The sequence below is a fragment of the Exiguobacterium sp. 8H genome, from assembly GCF_902506255.1.
GTDB lineage: Bacteria > Bacillota > Bacilli > Exiguobacteriales > Exiguobacteriaceae > Exiguobacterium > Exiguobacterium profundum.
This window is the reverse complement of sequence record NZ_LR733429.1, coordinates 1,324,273-1,343,361: the sequence shown is the minus strand read 5'-3', so window position 1 is coordinate 1,343,361 and position 19,089 is coordinate 1,324,273. Positions and strand designations below refer to the sequence as shown.

At 49.1% G+C, this 19,089-nt stretch carries 20 protein-coding genes and 1 tRNA gene; 17 read left to right on the top strand and 4 right to left on the bottom strand.

Annotated features, from left to right (window positions below; translation table 11 throughout):
* Positions 1-38: 38 nt before the first annotated feature.
* Complete coding sequence (locus tag GVY43_RS06830; RefSeq protein ID WP_012726931.1) at positions 39-1,208, top strand: DUF4097 family beta strand repeat-containing protein; 1,170 nt, start codon at positions 39-41, stop codon at positions 1,206-1,208.
* Between the two features lie 36 nt (positions 1,209-1,244).
* On the opposite strand, the gene GVY43_RS06825 is transcribed toward GVY43_RS06830, so the two are convergent.
* Positions 1,245-1,601, bottom strand: a complete 357-nt coding sequence (locus GVY43_RS06825) for a hypothetical protein (protein WP_159562640.1) — start codon at positions 1,599-1,601, stop codon at positions 1,245-1,247.
* 148 nt (positions 1,602-1,749) lie between these two features.
* Here GVY43_RS06825 and hprK point away from each other — a divergent pair, with 148 nt between their 5' ends.
* From hprK to GVY43_RS06760, 13 genes are all read left to right on the top strand, one after another.
* Positions 1,750-2,685 (top strand): HPr(Ser) kinase/phosphatase, encoded by a 936-nt coding sequence (gene hprK / locus GVY43_RS06820; protein WP_012726929.1) that lies wholly within the window; start codon positions 1,750-1,752, stop codon positions 2,683-2,685.
* Positions 2,686-2,687: 2 nt separating this feature from the next.
* Positions 2,688-3,506 carry a prolipoprotein diacylglyceryl transferase gene (gene lgt, locus GVY43_RS06815; protein ID WP_074036274.1) on the top strand — a complete coding sequence of 273 codons (819 nt, stop codon included), beginning with the start codon at positions 2,688-2,690 and terminating at the stop codon, positions 3,504-3,506.
* Entirely contained in the window at positions 3,506-4,156 is a 651-nt protein-coding gene (gene ppaX / locus GVY43_RS06810) for a pyrophosphatase PpaX (protein ID WP_159562639.1), read from the top strand. The genes lgt and ppaX overlap by 1 nt, the downstream gene beginning before the upstream one ends.
* A complete protein-coding gene (locus GVY43_RS06805; RefSeq protein WP_074036278.1) occupies positions 4,149-4,631 on the top strand; it encodes a DapH/DapD/GlmU-related protein in 483 nt (160 codons plus the stop codon). The genes ppaX and GVY43_RS06805 overlap by 8 nt, the downstream gene beginning before the upstream one ends.
* A gap of 294 nt (positions 4,632-4,925) precedes the next feature.
* On the top strand, positions 4,926-6,398 hold the full coding sequence (locus GVY43_RS06800; protein ID WP_159562638.1) for a lipopolysaccharide assembly protein LapB: 1,473 nt from the start codon (positions 4,926-4,928) through the stop codon (positions 6,396-6,398).
* A gap of 68 nt (positions 6,399-6,466) precedes the next feature.
* Positions 6,467-7,420 carry a thioredoxin-disulfide reductase gene (trxB, locus tag GVY43_RS06795; RefSeq protein ID WP_074036283.1) on the top strand — a complete coding sequence of 318 codons (954 nt, stop codon included), beginning with the start codon at positions 6,467-6,469 and terminating at the stop codon, positions 7,418-7,420.
* A gap of 120 nt (positions 7,421-7,540) precedes the next feature.
* Entirely contained in the window at positions 7,541-8,413 is an 873-nt protein-coding gene (rapZ, locus tag GVY43_RS06790; RefSeq protein WP_031422867.1) for an RNase adapter RapZ, read from the top strand.
* 1 nt (position 8,414) lies between these two features.
* Positions 8,415-9,410: a gluconeogenesis factor YvcK family protein gene (gene yvcK / locus GVY43_RS06785; protein ID WP_074036285.1), complete on the top strand. Its 996-nt coding sequence runs from the start codon at positions 8,415-8,417 to the stop codon at positions 9,408-9,410.
* A gap of 34 nt (positions 9,411-9,444) precedes the next feature.
* Positions 9,445-10,398 carry a DNA-binding protein WhiA gene (whiA, locus tag GVY43_RS06780; protein ID WP_159562637.1) on the top strand — a complete coding sequence of 318 codons (954 nt, stop codon included), beginning with the start codon at positions 9,445-9,447 and terminating at the stop codon, positions 10,396-10,398.
* Between the two features lie 86 nt (positions 10,399-10,484).
* On the top strand, positions 10,485-10,721 hold the full coding sequence (locus GVY43_RS06775) for a hypothetical protein (RefSeq protein WP_012726920.1): 237 nt from the start codon (positions 10,485-10,487) through the stop codon (positions 10,719-10,721).
* Between the two features lie 93 nt (positions 10,722-10,814).
* Positions 10,815-11,330, top strand: a complete 516-nt coding sequence (locus tag GVY43_RS06770) for a DUF2179 domain-containing protein (protein WP_012726919.1) — start codon at positions 10,815-10,817, stop codon at positions 11,328-11,330.
* An 89-nt stretch (positions 11,331-11,419) separates the two neighbouring features.
* Positions 11,420-11,863: a hypothetical protein gene (locus tag GVY43_RS06765; RefSeq protein ID WP_236548933.1), complete on the top strand. Its 444-nt coding sequence runs from the start codon at positions 11,420-11,422 to the stop codon at positions 11,861-11,863.
* 56 nt (positions 11,864-11,919) lie between these two features.
* Positions 11,920-12,615: a MerR family transcriptional regulator gene (locus tag GVY43_RS06760; protein ID WP_159562635.1), complete on the top strand. Its 696-nt coding sequence runs from the start codon at positions 11,920-11,922 to the stop codon at positions 12,613-12,615.
* Positions 12,616-12,648: 33 nt separating this feature from the next.
* On the opposite strand, the gene GVY43_RS06755 is transcribed toward GVY43_RS06760, so the two are convergent.
* The 3 genes from GVY43_RS06755 to GVY43_RS06745 form a co-directional block, all read right to left on the bottom strand.
* Positions 12,649-15,414, bottom strand: a complete 2,766-nt coding sequence (locus GVY43_RS06755) for a bifunctional diguanylate cyclase/phosphodiesterase (RefSeq protein ID WP_159562634.1) — start codon at positions 15,412-15,414, stop codon at positions 12,649-12,651.
* A gap of 155 nt (positions 15,415-15,569) precedes the next feature.
* The gene (gene clpP, locus GVY43_RS06750) at positions 15,570-16,145 is read right to left on the bottom strand and encodes an ATP-dependent Clp endopeptidase proteolytic subunit ClpP (protein ID WP_012726916.1); all 576 of its coding nucleotides are present in this window, start codon (positions 16,143-16,145) and stop codon (positions 15,570-15,572) included.
* 151 nt (positions 16,146-16,296) lie between these two features.
* Positions 16,297-16,369: transfer RNA gene (locus GVY43_RS06745), tRNA-Arg, on the bottom strand.
* A 118-nt stretch (positions 16,370-16,487) separates the two neighbouring features.
* Between GVY43_RS06745 and GVY43_RS06740 the strand changes: the two genes are divergently transcribed.
* From GVY43_RS06740 to GVY43_RS06730, 3 genes are all read left to right on the top strand, one after another.
* Positions 16,488-17,633 carry a Fis family transcriptional regulator gene (locus tag GVY43_RS06740; RefSeq protein WP_159562633.1) on the top strand — a complete coding sequence of 382 codons (1,146 nt, stop codon included), beginning with the start codon at positions 16,488-16,490 and terminating at the stop codon, positions 17,631-17,633.
* Between the two features lie 5 nt (positions 17,634-17,638).
* Positions 17,639-17,896 carry a glutaredoxin family protein gene (locus GVY43_RS06735; protein WP_230872831.1) on the top strand — a complete coding sequence of 86 codons (258 nt, stop codon included), beginning with the start codon at positions 17,639-17,641 and terminating at the stop codon, positions 17,894-17,896.
* A gap of 109 nt (positions 17,897-18,005) precedes the next feature.
* On the top strand, positions 18,006-19,034 hold the full coding sequence (locus GVY43_RS06730) for a sugar-binding transcriptional regulator (RefSeq protein ID WP_084543053.1): 1,029 nt from the start codon (positions 18,006-18,008) through the stop codon (positions 19,032-19,034).
* Positions 19,035-19,089: the final 55 nt, after the last annotated feature.

Below are 19,089 nucleotides of genomic sequence, written 5' to 3'. Positions count from 1 at the left end.
TAATTGACGTGCAACCAAATTGAAGGGGGAAAACGAACGTGAAACAAGAAATGCGTGAACTGATTCTCCAGCAAGTGAAGGAAGGCAAGATGACGATCGAGGAGGCGATGACGCAACTCGAACGTCTCGAGCGACTTGAACCGGAACAGGTTCAAGCGCTTGAAGAGCGACAGGATACAGAAAAGGTCGATGCCTATTCGGTTGAATCGCTCACAACGAAACTGACATCTGCAGTGGAAGGGCTCGTGACGAAACTTCGCGACAGCGACTTTTCATTCAGCTCGAACTTTGGTCCGGAAGTGACTTATTCGAAGTCGTTCCCGTTCACAGGTAGCGATATCTCGCTCGACCTGTTCAACGCGTCGGCGACAATTGTTTCGTCTGATGCCGAAGATTGTGAACTGATTGTCACGGGTCGTCCGCTTCGCCAACAAGACGCGGATAAGGCGCTCGAACAGTTACAGTCTGCGGTTAAGCACTCTGTCATTGGTGATCGTCTCGTCGTTTCGCTCCGTGATAAACTCGTCCGGGCCCACGTGGAACTGTACGTCCCGCACCACCATTTCAACCATCTTCTTGTTCAAACGTTGAACGGTGAAGTCCGTGCCGATGGTCTCGATGTCGAGAACGTTCGTGTGCAAACCGCAAACGGGCGTGTCGTGCTCCATGACGTGCATGCATCCGAACTATTACTGAACACTGGGAATGGGACGGTCGAGGTCGAAGGTGTCGAAGCGGAACTCGTTCACGTTCGGACCGGAAACGGTGCCGTCATCGTCGGTGGGAAGTACGATAAAGCCTCCCTCAAGACCGGGAACGGAAACATCCGCGCGGAACTGGCGACAGCTCGTCCTGCGAAGTTTGAACTCGCGTCACTCGCCGGGAACATTCGACTCGTGTTACCACACGGCGTCGAGGTCGAAGGGGAGCTCGAGACGAACTTCGGTGGTCTGCATTGCTTGCTTGATGAGCTCGAAATCATCCGTGACCGCAAGGACGTCGCACAGCGTCGTCTAGAATTCTTATCAGGTCGCGGTCAAACCCCTCGTATCGAAGTCGAGGCGGGGACGCGTACCGGTACAATCGATTTGGAGCACGGTTCGGTCTATACGCCATCCACATTCCTCGATGAAGATAAAGTGGAACCGGCTGATCCGGTCGATCCTGTCGACCCGGGCGATTTGAACAATCCGTTCCATCAACAATAAGAAAATCCCGAAGGCTCAGCCTTCGGGATTTTTTGATTATAGATTCATTTCGTACTCCATCTGTTGCCAATCCATCATCTGTGTATCAAACAGAGTGAAGGCGCTGATAGCAAACACGATGAAGAGGATCGGTCCGGCAATCAAGAGAATGATTCCAAGAAGGCGCATCGACTTCGAGCGATTCCAATAGAAGATGATGGCGACAATCATGGAGATGAGCGCTCCGGACAAGAAGAATCCGATTATGTTCAAGATGAACAAGAGCAAGATCGTCTCGTTTTTCGTCGCAGCATATTCTTTCCACATATCGATTAACGATTTGATGATGTAAACGAGGGACCCAATTCCAATCACTAGCGCAAATAAGATGACAATTCCAAATAAACCTTCCATTATTCCACCTCCTAGTTAGCCTATACCCTACATACGAACGGTGTAATAGGATGGTTTCAACAATTTTTTGACACGTTCTTCATCACTTCCCTAGCCCGTCTTAGAAAGAGCTATGATACAATAATGAGCGTGAAAGGGGCAGATACTGATGCAAAATATCGTACGTACCGCTCAAGTTGTTGAGCGTTTTAAACTTCAAGTCATTGCGGGAGAGGAAGGACTTCATCGACCGGTCGCAACACCCGACCTGAGTCGACCGGGTCTCGTCCTTGCTGGCTATTATACGCACTATGCCAAAAACCGCCTGCAAGTGCTTGGGAAGACGGAGTTGACATTCTATGCGAGCCTCTCGGAAGAGAAGCGTCGTGAACGAGCTAAAATCTTGTGTACGGAACAGACGCCAGGAATTTTAATCACGCGTGGCTTCGATATTCCAAAAGAAATCGAAGAAGAGGCGGAAGCGGCAAACGTTCCTCTCATGCGGACGAATGCGGTGACAACATCGATCGAATCACAAATTACGAACTTCCTAGAGATGGAACTAGCACCGATGACGGCGATGCACGGTGTGCTCGTCGATATTTACGGTGTTGGTGTCCTCATCAAGGGCCAGAGTGGTGTCGGGAAATCTGAGACGGCACTTGAACTCGTCAAACGGGGGCACCGCCTCGTCGCCGATGATTCAGTCGAGATTCGTCAAACGGGGGACCAGCTCCTCGTCGGATCAGCACCGAAGCTCATTCGTCACCTGCTCGAGATTCGTGGGATTGGCATCATCGACGTCATGACGTTGTTCGGTGCGGGTGCGGTTCGGTCGCATAAAAAGATCAGTCTCATCGTCAACTTGGAGAACTGGGACGCGGGCAAAGTATACGACCGTGTCGGACTCGACCACAACACGATGAAAATCATCGACAGTGAAGTTCCGCTCTTGACCATCCCCGTTCGACCTGGTCGAAACTTGGCAGTCATCATCGAGGTCGCAGCGATGAACTATCGTCTGCAAAATATGGGAATCAATACGGCTGAAGAGTTCGCGGAACGTCTCGCGAACGCGATTCAGGATACTGAAGGAGACTTGTGAGCATGGTAGAACCGACATTTGATCGTGTGGCGTTTGAGATTGGCTCTTTGCCAATCTATTGGTACGGCATGATTATCGCCTTCGGGGCGATGCTTGGTCTCGTCCTCGCCTTATACGAAGCAAAACGTATCAATTATGATTCGGAACGACTCGTGGATGTCGTCATCTGGTCGATTCCGATCAGCATCGTCTTCGCGCGCATTTATTACGTGACGTTCCAATGGGATTATTATTCAGAGAACCTCGGACAAATCATCGACATTCGTCAAGGTGGGATTGCCATTCATGGAGCCATCTTCGGTGCTCTCCTTGTCGTCATCGTCTATTGTATGCGAAAGTCGATGTCGTTCTGGAAAGTGACGGACATCTTGGCGCCATCGCTTCTTCTTGGACAAGCCATTGGGCGTTGGGGAAACTTTATGAACCAAGAGGCACATGGTGGCGAGACGACGCGTAGTTTCTTACAAGATACGCTCATGTTACCAGACTGGATCGTCAATCAGATGTACATCGATGGGACTTATTATATCCCGACCTTCTTATATGAAAGTGTATGGAATATCATCGGGGTCATCCTTCTCGTCGCGTGGCGCATGATTGGCAATCCACGACGTGGGTATATCTTCTTGTCATACCTCGTCTGGTACTCAATCGGTCGCTTCTATATCGAGGGACTTCGTACGGACAGTCTCATGTCAGGAGATTTGCGTGCGGCGCAAATGGTGTCAATCGCCTTGATCCTCTTCGGTATCGTCACGATGATTCTTCGTCGCAAGGCGAAACGTTACAACGACCCATCAGAGAAAGGATTGTTTGATTAATGGATACGATCTTATTTGATTTAGACGGTACATTACTCGATACGAACCCACTCATTATCGCGAGTTTCCGCCATACTTTCGACTATTATTTCCCGGAACATACGTATCGGGATGAAGACATTTATCGATTCATCGGACCGACGCTCGAAAAGTCGTTCCGTGAACTCAACGAGCCGGAATGGAAAGAGATGCAAGCCTTCTATCGGAGCTTCAACATCGCCATGCATGACCAACTCGTCGCAGAGTACCCAGGAGTCATCGAGGGGCTATATCGCCTTCATGCGAAAGGATACAAGATGGGCATCGTCACGTCGAAAGGTCGTCCAGTCGTCGAGCGCGGTCTTCGATTGTTCAATATCGACCACTTATTTGACGTCGTCGTGACAGCGGATGATGTCGAGAACGAAAAACCTCACGCTGAACCGGTCGAGCGTGCACTACAAGCACTCGACTCGTCACCAGAACGCGCCGTCATGGTCGGAGACAACGACACGGATATCTTCAGCGGGAAAAATGCCGGAACGAAGACGGTCGCTGTCGGCTGGGCCCTCAAAGGGCGTCCATTCCTCGAATCGCTCGAACCGGACGTCATCATCGACTCGATGGAACATTTCGAGGCGTGGCTAGACGAGGTCAGTATTCATGCGTAAGACGACACGATATCACATCGAGGGACCGAATCCGCTTTGGCAAATGTATCAGACGATTCGCTTTCTGCGTGTCTTCAAAAACACGACGGTCGTTCTGGTCGGTCGTTACTTTCCGTCGGTGAAGGCAAAGCGTTGGCTTTACCAGACGTTCCTCGGGATGAATATCGGAGAATATAGTGCCCTTGCTCTCATGGTCACACCGGACGTCATGTTCCCGGAACGTATCACGATTGGTCGCAATACGGTCATCGGATTCAATTCGACGATCCTCTGTCATGAGTATCTCGTAGACGAGTATCGGATCGGGGACGTCATCATCGGTGATGGCGTATTGATCGGTGCGAACGTTACCATCCTGCCAGGGGTAACCATCGGGGACGGTGCCGTCATCGGCGCGGGCGCGGTCGTGCACCGTGACGTCTTACCAGGAGAGCGGGTCATCGGTTCAAAGCTTCAATCGTTGACACATATTTGACACAATTTTTCGCAAAATGTTTTCATGAGTATTTTGTTCATACAGAATCAATAATACTTGAGCGGTATCACTTTTTTTTAAAGAGATGCCGCTTTTTCATGGATAAATGTACAGAAATGAAGCTATCATATTTTCGTTCAAAAACAATTTTTGAACCTAGTAAAAAATATTCATTATAGAGGGAATATAGTCGCAATTTTTTTTGACTTTTTCAGTTGCCCTCGCTGTTCGAGTGCGGTATTCTTATCCCTGCAACTAAAAAAAGATTTAGAGATGATGTGGAGGATTTAGAATATGGAAGCGAACTATGAAGCAGTAATGACGCTACCCGAACCAGAATCTCCGCTCGCTGCGGAGCTCCACTACTATAGAGGTCGTCGTGCGTTACGTGAAGGTCGCCTGGATGAAGCGACTTTTTTCATGGCTGAAGCGACAGCGGCAGCCACGCATCGCGTCGACTATCATAAACAGTACGCAGAACTGTTATTTGAAGTAGGGGAGGTCTACCACGCCAATGACGTGTGGAAACGAGTATTAGAGCTCGATGAGACCGCAACAGAGGCACTGTATCACTTAGCAAGCAACTGTGCCTATGTCTCTCAATATGAGGAAGCGGCGCACTATGCATCCGAATATCTCGCCCGTGACACGAAAGGTCACTTCACGGAAGCCGTGCAATCCCTTCTTGAACTGATCGAACTCGAACAAGAGTTAGAGGACGAGGAAGAAGACGAATTGATCACGTGGCATACGGAAGCGCAGCGTCAAATCGATAAAGGACGATTGTTTGCGGCAAAGGCGACACTCGAGCGTCTCATCGGTCAATATCCATCGTTTTGGCCAGCATACAACAATCTGTCGGTCGTCAGTTTTTACCTTGGTGATGACCAAGCGGCATTCCGGACGCTCGAATACGTGCTCGACCAAAATCCAGGCAACTTGCATGCGATCTTGAACACGATTCTCTTGCTCCATGAAGCGGGTCAATCGGAAGTGGCCCTGCAGTTGTCGACACCGCTCACACGTGTCCGTCCACTCCAATTTGACTTACGTTATAAATTGGCGACGACACTCGCGCTTGTCGGACATTACGACCGTGCATATGAAGAACTGCGTCTATTGAAAGACCGCGGATTCCGTGGGGACCCATTGTTTGGGCATTGGCTCAGCGTGTCTGCCTATAAGACAGGACGACTTGAAGAGGCAGCCACCTACTTGAACAATGAAGAGATGAAACAGTTTGAAGAGAAACAAAGCTTCGACATCCGAGAAAACCTCGAATTTCGTTCGGCGCTCGTCCAAGGATTGCGTCAAGAGAGCGACTTGGCTCGAATCGAGATTATCCGAATCATCGCCAACTTAAAAGATGACGAAGCGTTCGAAGCGCTTGCGCTCACGAATGCGGTGACGGAAAACGAGACGGTCCGTGCGTTCGCAGAGATGTGTCGTGCCGACCTTTGTCAGCAACCGTTCAAAGGAGACGTCCGGATCAAGCGTGCGTTTGATGCGCTCGTCTTGGCTGAAGCACATGTATCAGAAGTGGAACGGATGAGCCTAGAGGGCGACTTCTATGAACGTTTCGCGACGCTTCTGTTGTCTGATGAATCATTCATGGACGTAACGGCATCGGCCGCTGCGCTCGTCTGGATGTTTTATACGAAACGGGACGCATTGATTCTCGAAGATTGTGCGGACGCATTCCATCTCTCGGTCGACACGTTGACAGAGACGGTCCGTTCGTTCAAACGGACACTCGAACAAGCATAAAGATAGACGATACCCTTACAGGTTTCTTATACTAAAGGCAATCAATTTCTTGCAGAGGTGGAATCAACATGACAGAAGAAAAAATTTATGACGTCATTATCATCGGTGCCGGTCCTGCCGGAATGACCGCTGCGCTATATGCTTCACGAGCGAACCTTTCAACACTTATGATTGAACGCGGGATTCCAGGTGGTCAGATGGCCAACACGGAAGACATCGAGAACTATCCGGGCTATGACAGCATCCTTGGTCCTGACTTGTCTCAAAAAATGTTCGACCATTCGAAAGCGTTCGGTGCGGAGTATGCATATGGGGACGTGCAAAGCATCTCGGATGAAACACAATATAAAATCGTGCATGCGCACAACCGTGACTATAAAGCACGTGCAATCATCCTCGCCTCTGGTGCTCAGTATAAGAAAATCGGCGTACCGGGAGAAGAAGAACTCGGTGGCCGTGGCGTATCGTACTGTGCGGTATGTGACGGAGCGTTCTTCAAAGGGAAAGATTTGTTCGTCATCGGCGGTGGCGACTCGGCTGTTGAAGAAGGTGTCTTCTTGACACGCTTTGCGAACAAGGTGACGATCGTTCACCGTCGCGATGAGCTTCGCGCTCAGAAGATTCTTCAAAAACGTGCGTTCGACAATGAGAAAATCGATTTCATTTGGAACCACACATTGAAAGAAATCACAGAGAAAGACGGGAAAGTTGGTGGAGCTCGTCTCGTCAGCACAGTTGACGGGACAGAGACAGACCACGAGATTGACGGCGTCTTCATCTATATTGGGATGAACCCGATTACAGGATTCGTTCAAGACCTCGGCATCACGAACGAACAAGGTTACATCGTCACGAACGAGGCGATGGAAACGAATATCCCAGGGATTTTCGCGGCCGGTGACGTCCGTGAGAAAACGCTCCGTCAAGTCGTCACAGCGACGAACGACGGGTCGATTGCCGCTCAGAATGCTCAACACTTCATCGAGGGGCTCCTCGAATCGTTGCAAGAACAAAACGCATGATTCAAGAAGGTAGGACTGCGGGGAACCGCGGTCCTTCTCTTTTTTTCGGACGTTCGTTATACTAGATGGAGAGAGCTACACACACGGCTCGGTTGTCAATTTTAAGGGGGCGTCAGCGAGATGGAAGACTTTAAAGGATTAGAAGAATTGATCATCATCAGTGGGATGAGCGGGGCTGGGAAGTCGGTCGCCATGAATAGTTTCGAGGACCTCGGCTATTTTTGTGTCGACAACTTGCCACCGGTGCTCTTGCCACAATTGATTGATGTCATCAGCTCGGTCCGACCGAAAATCGCGGTCGCCATCGATACACGGACACGAGACTTTATCGATAGCTTATTCATCGTCATCGACGATTTGGAAAAAAAGAATGTGCATCCGCACCTGTTGTATTTAGAGACGCGGGACGACGTGCTCGTTCGCCGTTATAAAGAGACGCGACGGTCCCATCCGCTCGCACCGGAAGATGCGCCACTTGTCGGCATCAAGATGGAGCGCGAACTGTTAGAAGGTTTCCGTGATCGGGCTCACACGCTGTATGATACGAGCGAATTGAAGCCTCAGATGTTGAAGGACCGCATCCTCCAACAATTCAATGAAGAACGGATCCCGTTCACAGTCAACTTCATGTCATTCGGTTTCAAACATGGGGTTCCGCTCGATATCGACTTGTTGTTCGACGTTCGCTTCATCACGAACCCATTCTATATCCCTGAGCTCCGTCCACTCACGGGTCAGACGACAGAAGTACAGGAATACGTCATGTCTCATCCGGAGGCACGAGCATTTTATAAAAAGTTGATCGACATGCTCGAGTTCCTTCTCCCGCAATATAAACGGGAAGGCAAGACGCAAGTCGTCGTGGCATTCGGTTGCACCGGTGGGAAGCATCGGTCGATTACCTTCGCTGAGAAAGTGTCGGAGCACTTTGCTGAACGTTATAATGTGAAGACGGTCCACCGAGACCTCGCTCACGCGACGAAGGAGAAGTGACATGAGACGAGATCGGAAAGTAGTCGCTATCGGGGGAGGGACAGGATTGTCCACTCTCGTTCGTGGGTTGAAACATTATCCACTCGATATCACGGCAATCGTCACGGTCGGGGACGACGGGGGGAGCTCGGGACGTCTTCGTGACGAGTTTCATATGTTGCCTCCGGGCGATATCCGTAATGTCATCTTGGCATTGTCGGAAGTCGAACCGTTAATGGATAAGATTTTACAATACCGCTTCGATACGGGATTTGGTTTAGAAGGGCATTCCCTTGGAAACTTGATGCTCACGGCGGCGACCCACATCTGCGAAGGCTCGTTTGTCAAAGCGATCGATGTCATGTCGCAGCTCTTGAACGCACAAGGAAAAGTATTGCCGGTGACTGAGACGCTCATGACCCTCGCAGCCGAGTTTGAGGACGGCACCATCGTCCAAGGGGAATCTAAGATCCCCCTTCATGAGCAACCGATCAAACGGATGTTTTTACTCGAAGAAGGCATTGAACCGGCCCCGGGCGTCGTCGAGGCGATTGAAGAGGCAGATGTCATCGTGCTCGGTCCAGGGAGTCTCTATACGAGTATCATCCCGAACTTGCTCATCCCAGCTGTACGGGAAGCCATCATCCGCTCGAAAGTCCCGGTCGTCTATATTTGTAACGTGATGACGCAACCAGGTGAGACGAAAGGCTATGACGCGATGAAACACTTGAAAGTCATCGAGTCGTACCTTGGGAAGGCATCGATTGACACGATTGTCGTCAACAACGAACCGATTGAAGAAGAGTATTTGGAGCGTTACCGTGAGGATGGATCGGAAGAGGTCCGTTTCGATCGGAAGAAGCTCCGGAACTATGGCACGAACGTTCTCGCTGGGGACATCGTCGACTATAATCGGGAGTATATCCGTCATGATTCCGACGCCATCGCCGGACTCGTCATGCAGCGGGTACTCCGCATCAAGAAGCCGCGCTCATTTCAAGAATTGGAACTGAAATAAAGATTGTTGGAAAGATAGAAAGGAGGGGGACTCGATGAGCTTTGCCTCAGATGTGAAGAAAGAATTGACACAACTCGAAGTGACCGACACGGAAGCGAAAGCGGAACTGTCGGCACTCGTTCGGATGAACGGGGTCATCTCGCTCGCCCTTGGACGAGGTATGACCTTAGATGTCTCGACGGAGAACGCCTCGATCGCCCGGCGGATTTACTCGTTGATGAAACGCCTTTACGACCATCCGTTAGACTTGTTCGTACGGAAGAAAATGCGTTTGAAAAAGAACAACGTCTACATCGTCCGAGTGTCACAGCATGCGGAAACGATGCTTCGGGATCTTGAGATCCTCGGAGAGAATTACGAGATGATTCGGACACTGAACTCGGATATGACGGGGGACGAGAACTTAGCGCGCGCTTACTTGCGTGGCGCCTTCCTCGCAGGCGGGTCAATCAACCATCCGAAAACGTCCTCGTACCACCTCGAAATCTATAGCTTGTACGAAAACCATAACCAGGCACTACGTGATTTAGCGAACCGGTTTGAGTTGAATGCGAAGACGCTCGAACGGAAAAAAGGGCATATCCTGTATATGAAAGAAAGTGAAAAGATTTCGGACTTCCTCAAGTTGATCGGGGCGACCCGGGGTATGTTGGAGTTCGAAGACGCACGAATCATCAAAGATATGCGAAACTCCGTCAACCGTCTCGTCAACTGTGAGACGGCCAACTTGAACAAGACGGTCGGTGCGGCATTGCGCCAAGTCGAGAACATCAAGTTCTTGGAGCGGACGGTCGGACTCGACGTCTTACCGAAAAAATTGCGGGAAATCGCCGAACTGCGCGTCACGCATCAAGACGTCTCGTTACAGGAGCTCGGGGAGATGCTCGAGTCCGGTCCGATCTCGAAGTCAGGAATCAACCATAGACTTCGTAAAATTGACCAGATTGCCGAGCGCGTGCGCAGCGGCGATGAGATCGCATCCTCGTGATGCGGTTGCGCCAAAACCATTCTTCCTATATAATAAGCAATTGTGTATAGGTTTTATGAAAAGCGAGTAAAAGGAGCTTCATCATTATGTCGAATGAAAAGAAAAGATTATCGCTCACGATTGACGCTAAGCTCGACCAGGTCATCACAGAGCGTGCTAAAGAAATCGGAATTCCGAAAAGTGCACTCGTCACGTTCGCTACAAGCCTCTTCTTGAACCAGCTTCGTGCGGAAGAGTTGTTGAACGGGGACAAGAACGCAATCTACGAAGTCATTCGTAAAGACTACGAGTTGCTCACGAGCGTAAAGAATCTAGATAACTAAGTGAAAGGTTGACTCCGGTCAGCCTTTTTTAGTTGCATCTCTTTCAGAAATTTGGAATAGTGGTGATAATGAATTGGAACGGAGGTCGATCAAATGGGTCAAATCTTACTCATCCTACTGCTACAACTAATCTACGTTCCGGTGTTAACGCTCCGGACGATCATGCTCGTGAAAGGGAAGACCGTTATCGCTGGTCTATTCGGAACGTTAGAAACGCTAATCTATATTTTTGCGCTCGGCATCGTGTTCCAGGATCTGACGACGGTAGGTATGATCGTGTATGCGGTCGGCTTCGGGCTCGGAATCTTACTTGGCGGTTTCGTCGAACGAAAACTCGCCATCGGTTACAACATGATTCAAGTCCATACGAAAGAATATCCAGCGGAACTCATCCAACAGATGCGTGACAACGGATATGGAGTTACGCATTATCAAGGGCAAGGACGTGACGGGGTCCGTTACCGTCTTGACGTATTGGCGGCCCGTACCCGGATGAAAGAACTGCGTGAACTCGTCGAGAAGCATGAACCGAAAGCGTTCCTCGTCGCATTTGACCCAATCGACTTCAAAGGCGGTTATATGATGAAAGGACTGCGTCGCCCGAAATGACGCACAAGACTCACGAAAGTGGGTCTTTTTTTGTTAGAGTAGGGATTTTATCTCGTGACAGGGAACTAGTGAAGAAAGGAGATGAGACCGTGAAACGAAATCGACGTGTGTGGATGATCTTACTGTTTGTACTTGTCGGGGCGGGAATCGTTTATTTCGCCATGACCTTATTTGGGGATGGAGAGGACAGTGTCAAGCCGCCGCTTCCAACGATTCGGGTTGGTTCGGTATCGGCAGAAGTGGAACAATCGACGTACTGTTGGGAGACCGGCAATCAAGCGACATGCGCCGATTACGGACTACCGGAAGCGGACGATCTTCAACTGATCACTGTCAAACCGGGAGACCGGATCGATGTCGTCTATCATGCAGAACCGATGACATCGAGTTTCAATCGAATCGAGGATGGAGAACTCGTCTCTTCCGAACTCGTCGTTCCGGATGAGCCGGGCATCTATCTCTATGAAGTCGGCGGAGAGTGGTCGCAAGGAGATAGCCGATACGTCTTCGGTGTCCGGGTCCCTGAAAACTAATGATTGACCTGCCTCTAAGGGGCGACTGTACAGTGAAAGTAGGAGGTGGGGAAACCGTGATTCCAATCGGAAGAGTCGCCCATGTGACCGGATTGTCGGTCAAGGCGATCAAATTTTATGAAGCGCGCGGATTGGTCCGCCCGACGCGGACCGAGAATCAGTATCGAATGTACGGGATGGAAGAGATTCGACGGTTAAGTGAAATCAAACGATTACGTCAAATTGGACTCCGTCTAGAACAAATTCAATCGGGTCTACCGGTTGATACATTACTAGAAACACGATTGGATGAAGTCCAGGCAGAAATCGAACGACTTCATCGAATCGAGAGGCAGATTCGATTGATGCAATCAGGAGGGAACGACATGAAGATTCGATATGAGATGTTGAATGAAGCCATTTCCGTCTATGGATATGGTGGTACGTTAGAGGAGATCCCGAACATGTGGGCCAAGCTTCAACCAGAATTGACGACAGACGAGTCGTACGGGGTCTGTCTCCCGCAGGAGAACGGTTATGTCGCGGGGATGACGAAGCCGGTGTCGGGAGAAAGTGCGCGAAGTGTCGAACTGACGAAAGGGAACTATATCGTCGCGACGGTGGAGGGAGGCATCCCGATGATTCCGTCTACGTATGAGCAGCTAGTAAACGTTCCAGATGTGACGCTACGAGACGCGGTCGACTTCGAGCGCTATATTCACGGGCAAGGTGGAGCGGACGACATCATTGAGATTTGGATGCCCATCGAATAGAAAAAAGAACGCATCCATCGATGCGTTCTTTTTTTAGAGGAAATGATGGAGATGTAACGTATTTTTAGCTTGCTCCGGAGTGAGATGGAAGGCGTGCGCAGTAGCGCCCTCTAGTAAACTCTGTTCAATTGGCTCTAATTCATATGTGTAAATCCCGTCCTCGAAGTCGGGAGTTCCGATGATGTTGACAGGAATCGGTTGGTCCTGCGATTTCATCAGAATGGAGAACTGTAAAAAATCGTTCGGCGGTAAAAACAAGGTCGTATATAATTTGAACGACTTACGATCTTCCATTGACACTAGGGCAGGTGCTCGACCCAAATCGGACGTGAACGATTGGATGCGAGAAAAAATCATTTGAACGGGAATCAACATCGTGTGACCTTCGAGTGAACTCACTTCTGTCGGAGGTAAATACGTTTGATCAAGGAGACGAATCATCTGCTCGCTCTCGACCGGTGGACTGAAGAGATAACCTTGGATCGTTTGGACACCATGGTCCCGCAACCAATTCAAATCACGGAAACATTCGACACCTTCGACGACGATATCCATGCCAAATTCTTTTGCGATATACATCAAGCTACGGACGATGGCTTGTGACTTCACATTTTGATGGATGCCGTGTGCGAAAATTCGGTCGATCTTCATGATTTGGATATTATAATCCTGTACGTACGCGAGTGAAGAATAACCGGTACCGAAGTCGTCAAATGACACGGTGATGCCGAATGAATTCAATGTCTCAAACACTGACTTCATTCGATCTCGGTTCTCCAATAGCGTCGATTCTGGAATTTCGATTTCTAAATAATGAGGTAGGATGTTGTGTCTCGTATAGGATTGTTGAATTTGTTGCATGTAGTTATCTAGATAGAAATAGGAAGCCGGAATGTTTATTGAAATCGGGATGCATGTCGGAAGCTGATTCATAAATCGACAGACTTCCTCGATTAAAAAGTCCGTCAATTCCACAATCTGTTGGTTGTGCTCAATCAACGGAATAAATTCAGCAGGCGAGATGGGTCCCCAAGTTGGATGTGTCCAGCGCATCAGTGCCTCAGCGCCAACAATTTCACCGGTCCACGCATGGACTTTCGGTTGATAGACAACAAACAGCTCCCTATTTTTGATGGCGGTGCGTAAATCATTGATCAACGTATAGCGACGCAAGGATGGCAAATCGACGCTCGATGAATAGAACGCCAGATTGGAATGTCCCTGTGTGTAAGCGTGATTTGTCACCTGAACGGTATGGGCAATCAGTTCGTTCGCCGTCATCCCGTCATGTGGGGAGCGACAGACACCGACGGAAACGTGTGGGAAGATTTCATACTCACTGATGCTGTAAGCGCGTTCGGACAAGGTGGTCAACTTTTCACCGAAACGCCGGACTCTCTCATCGGTCCAATAACTAGGAATCACGATGCAATATAAATCTTCATGAATGACAGCTAATAAGGCATCCTCAGGAACGTAAGGTTGGAGCGTGCCAATCGTTACGGCATTCCATTCATCCGCTAATTCAAAGCCTAGTGTTTGTTTGACCTCCGCATAGTGATTGAAGGAAATTCCAATCATCGTGACGGATTGCGCCTCTTCTAGTAGTTCTTCGATATGTGTCTTTAACGTATCTCGATTGGCAATTCCCGTAATCGGGTCAACTGTCCGTAATGTGGTGATTTCTTGCTCCTGTTCTTGCAGTCGCGTAATATTTTTCAAATAGGAGCGGTAACCGGTTACATTTTTATTCTGATCCCAGATAGGGTCACGCTTTTCTTCCACCCACTTCAATTCATCCTTTACATAAACACGATATATGTAAGTAGCGGATTCTCCTTGTAACGTCTCATGACGTGATGAGGTGAGTAGTTCCAAATCTTCTGGATGAAGAAACTGCTTCCAAAATTCGAGCGTGATATCAGAAGGCTCAATCTCAAATCCAATCATACGGAATAGACCAGGAGAGATGTGTTGGAACGTATCGCTCTGAAAATCAAACTCCATCATCCCGGCTTCGATAAACTGATTGAATTTCTCAATCTTCTCATTGTCAGTTTGGTAGACCGATTGATCCATCACCGCGCATGTAAGTAGTTTTCGATCCATAGATAAATGGCTACGTACGACATAATGGTGGTATTGCGATTCTTCTAAATGAAAGATTCGAACAACAGACTCCCGCATCTCAATCTCAGGGTCGATCATCAACTCACCAAGAATCTTTAAATACACATTTAAATCATCTGGATGGAGTAACTGTTTGAAGAGTAGCGGTGTATGTGTATCCGATGAAATAGTGCTAAGTCCGAACATATCTTTCAATGATCCAAATGTCTCGAAATAGTGAGTCTCTAAATTGAACTCAAAGAGGGCGAGACCGTGAATGTCGCCGAAGACTTGACGATAAGCATCAAAGCGCATGCGTTCTTGTGCGAGCTCATTTTCATATGTTCGCTCCATCACCGAGAACACCAAGGTAATCTCAGGGTGAACAGAAATAGGGACGGGCATCAATTGAAATAGACGATTCGACGGTTGAAGACGAACTTGAATCCCATCGTGTAACGAAGTCATGGATTCCGCAAAAGGGTCCAATTCGTTTGACAGTATTTCAACAAATTCTTCGATGGATTCTGAAAGCAACTTTTCGAACGAAGGGTTGACGAACCAAATTTCATCATCTTTAGTAAGAGCACATATGGCTTCAGGTGAATGCATCCAATATTCCGGTAATGAAGCATGATTATCCGAATCATCAAACGGAATAATTGAACTGAAATGTAATAATTTTTTCAAAATAAACCTCCCGATTTGGTCTACATTATCTATATATTCCTATTTATTATAGGTCTCTTGTTCAGAAAATAGGGTCAATATCTTTTTAACTTGCAGGTTTCAGAAGTCAATAAAAAAGACACACATCCAATTAGGATTGTGTGTCTTTCGGAAAATTAACGTGTCATGACTTTGTCGATGAGACCGTAGTCTTTCGCTTGGTCAGCTGCCATGAAGTAGTCACGCTCTGTATCGCGCTCGATGACTTCAAGAGGCTGTCCAGTGTTTTCTGCCATGATTTGGTTCAACTTCTCGCGCATCTTGATGATGCGTTCTGCGTGAATCTTGATGTCTGACGCTTGGCCTTGTGTGCCGCCGAGCGGTTGGTGAATCATGATTTCTGCGTTCGGTAATGCGAAGCGTTTTCCTTTTTCACCGGCTTGGAGCAAGAAGGCACCCATCGATGCAGCCATTCCGATACAAATCGTCGACACGTTCGGCTTGATGAAGTTCATCGTGTCATAGATCGCCATACCCGCTGTGATCGAACCACCTGGGCTGTTGATGTAGAGTGAGATGTCCTTTTCTGGGTCCTCAGCCGCAAGGAAGAGGAGCTGTGCGACGATTGAGTTCGCGACGTTGTCGTCAATCGCACTTCCGAGAAGGATGATGCGGTCTTTAAGCAAGCGTGAGTAGATGTCATACGCGCGCTCCCCACGGCCTGTCTGTTCGATAACTGTTGGAATTAACATTGAATCTGCCTCCTTTATGTAGGTTGTAATTTCATCATACCTGTATAGTCAATGATGGTCAAACGATAGTCATCGTTTTTCACCTATTCCACGATTTTCTTATCGTGAAACGAAAAAGAGGCCAGGCAATCTGCCTGACCTCTACATCTGATACACCCGGAGAGATTCGAACTCCCGACACCTGGCACCGGAAACCAGTGCTCTATCCCCTGAGCTACGGGTGCATATCTGTGACACGAATTTATTATACATTTGTTTTATTGAAAAAGCAATCCTGTTCACATAGCTTTTTTGAGCGCGACGGAAGCGGGTTCGATACAATAGAAAAGAGGGGGGAGAACGATGCAACGGCAGGAGCAAAAACAAATCCAGCAACAACAGATGACGCAAGACCTCGTGCAGCGGTTACCGGTCCTTGAGGCGGACCGTCTTGCGCTCGCATTCCGGCTGGCGCGTCTTGCACGACATAACACGAACATTCAAATCGGGAGCGGGGGCATCGATTGGATTGCAGATGCGGCGAGCTCGTTTGAGGAGAAGCTGTTCACACAGATTTATGAGGGTAGCGGCAGTGAGGATGAGAAAGCGTTGCGACGACAACTCGTCCTCTTGCTCGACCACCGGGGATTATTGCCGGATGCGAATGAGGTGTTGGCGACACGACTCGGTGTCGACGTCACTCGAATCGAACAGGCGAGGCAGGCGCTTTTATTTCTTGAACCGACGGGGATCGGGGCGAGAACAGAACGGGAGTGTCAATATCGACATGCGATCGAACATGAGGACCCTCGCATCGTCGATGTATTCGAAGCGATTGAGAGTGGGGTGAGTCCTCAACAGATGACGACTGCTCTTGCTATTTCAGAGGAGGAATTGGCAAGACTGGAACGAATCGTCGCGACACTTCCGAAACGTCCTCTACTATATGAAGAAACGGGTCACGTGTTTCCGGAAGTCGAGGTACGCTATGAAGAGGGGACACTCGTCACGACGTGGCTCAGTCCGGAACTCGACGAGACGCGTGTCGGGAATGACCGTGAGGCGAAATGGTGGATGACGTCCCTTTCGATGCGGAACGAAACGCTGCGTGAGATTTGGTCAATCATTGAAGCACGTCAGACCGAGTGGCTCAAAGGGGAACTTGTCCTTAATCCGTTGACCCGACGGACGGTCGCGCAGCTCATCGGAAAACATGAATCGACGGTCGGACGAGCCATCCAAGGGAAGTTCGCCAAGACCGAGAGTGGCATCATGGAATGGCGACACTTTTTTGTTCGGTCTACAAGTCGCGGGCATTCACCATTTATGATTAAACGGGCACTCGCAGAACTGATTCAACGAGAGAAGGCACCACAAAGTGATCAGGCGCTTGCGAATGAATTGATTCGATACGGTTATCAAGTGACCCGGCGGACGGTGACGAACTATCGGGAAGAGCTTGGATTCGGTAATTCGCGCGAGCGCGAGCGACAGGTATGGAAGGGATGACGGAAATGAAACTTACTTTATATAAACGTGATAATTGCTCACTATGTGACGAGGCGGTCGTCATGCTCGAATGGTTACAGGAAGATTACCCGATCGAACTCGAACAGATCGACATCACCGGGGATGAGGTGCTCGAGGCAAAGTACCTCTTTGAAATCCCCGTTCTCATACATGAAGGTGTGGTCATCAGTCAAGGGCGATATGATGACAACAAAGTTGAAGATTTTGTTAAGTATACGCTTACATCGAAAAAAAACGTTTGAAGGGGTTGCCAGACGGAAAAGTGATTGATAAGATGAACTCGTAGCGGTGGGACGCAAATAAAAAAGTGGGACAAAAGTTGTCCACACTGAAAGTCGAGGGGGTATGAGCATGATCCAGCAACTGATTCACGTTCAGAAGCAAATTGTCCCTGACCTGCTCGATACGCTCCGACATCGTTACGATATCTTACATTATGTCCGCTTGATGCAGCCGATTGGCCGCAGGACACTCGCAACGAGCTTGGGACTGACCGAACGGGTACTCAGACGAGAAGTCGACTTTTTGAAAGATCAAGGTCTTCTTTACGTCGCTACTCAAGGAATTTCCCTCAGTGAGACGGGACGAAACGTCTTACGAGACTTGCACGAGATCATGGGAGAACTTCTCGGGATCTCAGAAGTGGCAAGAGAGCTCGAAGAGAAATTAGGGGTTCGCCAAGTCGTCATCGTACCGGGTGACTCGGATGAGACATTCTGGGTCCAACGCGATATCGGACGGGCGGCGGTCACGCAACTAAAAGCGCGGCTCGCACCGGATGATAATGTGATTGCGGTAACGGGAGGAACGACGATGGCATCGGTCGCGGCGATGATGTCGCCCGATAAAAAAGAACGCCCGATGCATTTCGTGCCCGCACGCGGAGGTCTCGGCGAAACGCTTGAACTTCAGGCGAACACCGTCTGTTCACGCATGGCGGACCGGGCCCACGCAGACTATCATCTTCTACATATTCCGGATGAAGTATCACAAGAAACGTTCGACCGGATGGTGGAGGAACCTAGCATCAAAAATGTGTTGGAAATGATTAGAGCGGCGCGAATTGTGGTACATGGAATTGGTGAGGCAGAAACGATGGCAAAGCGCCGTCACGCATCACCGGAGCATTTGCGGATGATTGAACGGCATGACGCCGTCGCCGAGGCATTCGGATATTATTTCAATGCTGAAGGTGAGATCGTCCATCGCGTCAAGACGGTCGGGATCCAACTCGAAGAGCTGGATGACATGGATGCCGTCATCGCGGTTGCCGGAGGAAAATCGAAGGCACAGGCAATCGCCGCTTATGCGAAACACACGTCGAACATCATCCTCGTCACAGACGAAGGTGCGGCGAAAGAATTATTAACTTGTTATTAAAGAGTTGACCCCCCGTTGGCTCTTCAATAAATAGCTTCTACCCTAAGGAGGAAAT

Excerpts from the sequence above, each read along its gene's own strand:
- GVY43_RS06730 (WP_084543053.1), top strand. The coding sequence starts at position 18,006 with ATGATCCAGCAACTGATTCACGTTCAGAAGCAAATTGTCCCTGACCTG.
- GVY43_RS06805 (WP_074036278.1), top strand. The coding sequence starts at position 4,149 with ATGCGTAAGACGACACGATATCACATCGAGGGACCGAATCCGCTTTGG.
- lgt (WP_074036274.1), top strand. The coding sequence starts at position 2,688 with ATGGTAGAACCGACATTTGATCGTGTGGCGTTTGAGATTGGCTCTTTG.
- GVY43_RS06800 (WP_159562638.1), top strand. The coding sequence starts at position 4,926 with ATGGAAGCGAACTATGAAGCAGTAATGACGCTACCCGAACCAGAATCT.
- rapZ (WP_031422867.1), top strand. The coding sequence starts at position 7,541 with ATGGAAGACTTTAAAGGATTAGAAGAATTGATCATCATCAGTGGGATG.
- GVY43_RS06770 (WP_012726919.1), top strand. The coding sequence starts at position 10,815 with ATGGGTCAAATCTTACTCATCCTACTGCTACAACTAATCTACGTTCCG.
- hprK (WP_012726929.1), top strand. The coding sequence starts at position 1,750 with ATGCAAAATATCGTACGTACCGCTCAAGTTGTTGAGCGTTTTAAACTT.
- clpP (WP_012726916.1), bottom strand. The coding sequence starts at position 16,145 with ATGTTAATTCCAACAGTTATCGAACAGACAGGCCGTGGGGAGCGCGCG.
- ppaX (WP_159562639.1), top strand. The coding sequence starts at position 3,506 with ATGGATACGATCTTATTTGATTTAGACGGTACATTACTCGATACGAAC.
- GVY43_RS06775 (WP_012726920.1), top strand. The coding sequence starts at position 10,485 with ATGTCGAATGAAAAGAAAAGATTATCGCTCACGATTGACGCTAAGCTC.
- GVY43_RS06740 (WP_159562633.1), top strand. The coding sequence starts at position 16,488 with ATGCAACGGCAGGAGCAAAAACAAATCCAGCAACAACAGATGACGCAA.
- GVY43_RS06735 (WP_230872831.1), top strand. The coding sequence starts at position 17,639 with ATGAAACTTACTTTATATAAACGTGATAATTGCTCACTATGTGACGAG.
- trxB (WP_074036283.1), top strand. The coding sequence starts at position 6,467 with ATGACAGAAGAAAAAATTTATGACGTCATTATCATCGGTGCCGGTCCT.
- GVY43_RS06825 (WP_159562640.1), bottom strand. The coding sequence starts at position 1,601 with ATGGAAGGTTTATTTGGAATTGTCATCTTATTTGCGCTAGTGATTGGA.
- yvcK (WP_074036285.1), top strand. The coding sequence starts at position 8,415 with ATGAGACGAGATCGGAAAGTAGTCGCTATCGGGGGAGGGACAGGATTG.
- whiA (WP_159562637.1), top strand. The coding sequence starts at position 9,445 with ATGAGCTTTGCCTCAGATGTGAAGAAAGAATTGACACAACTCGAAGTG.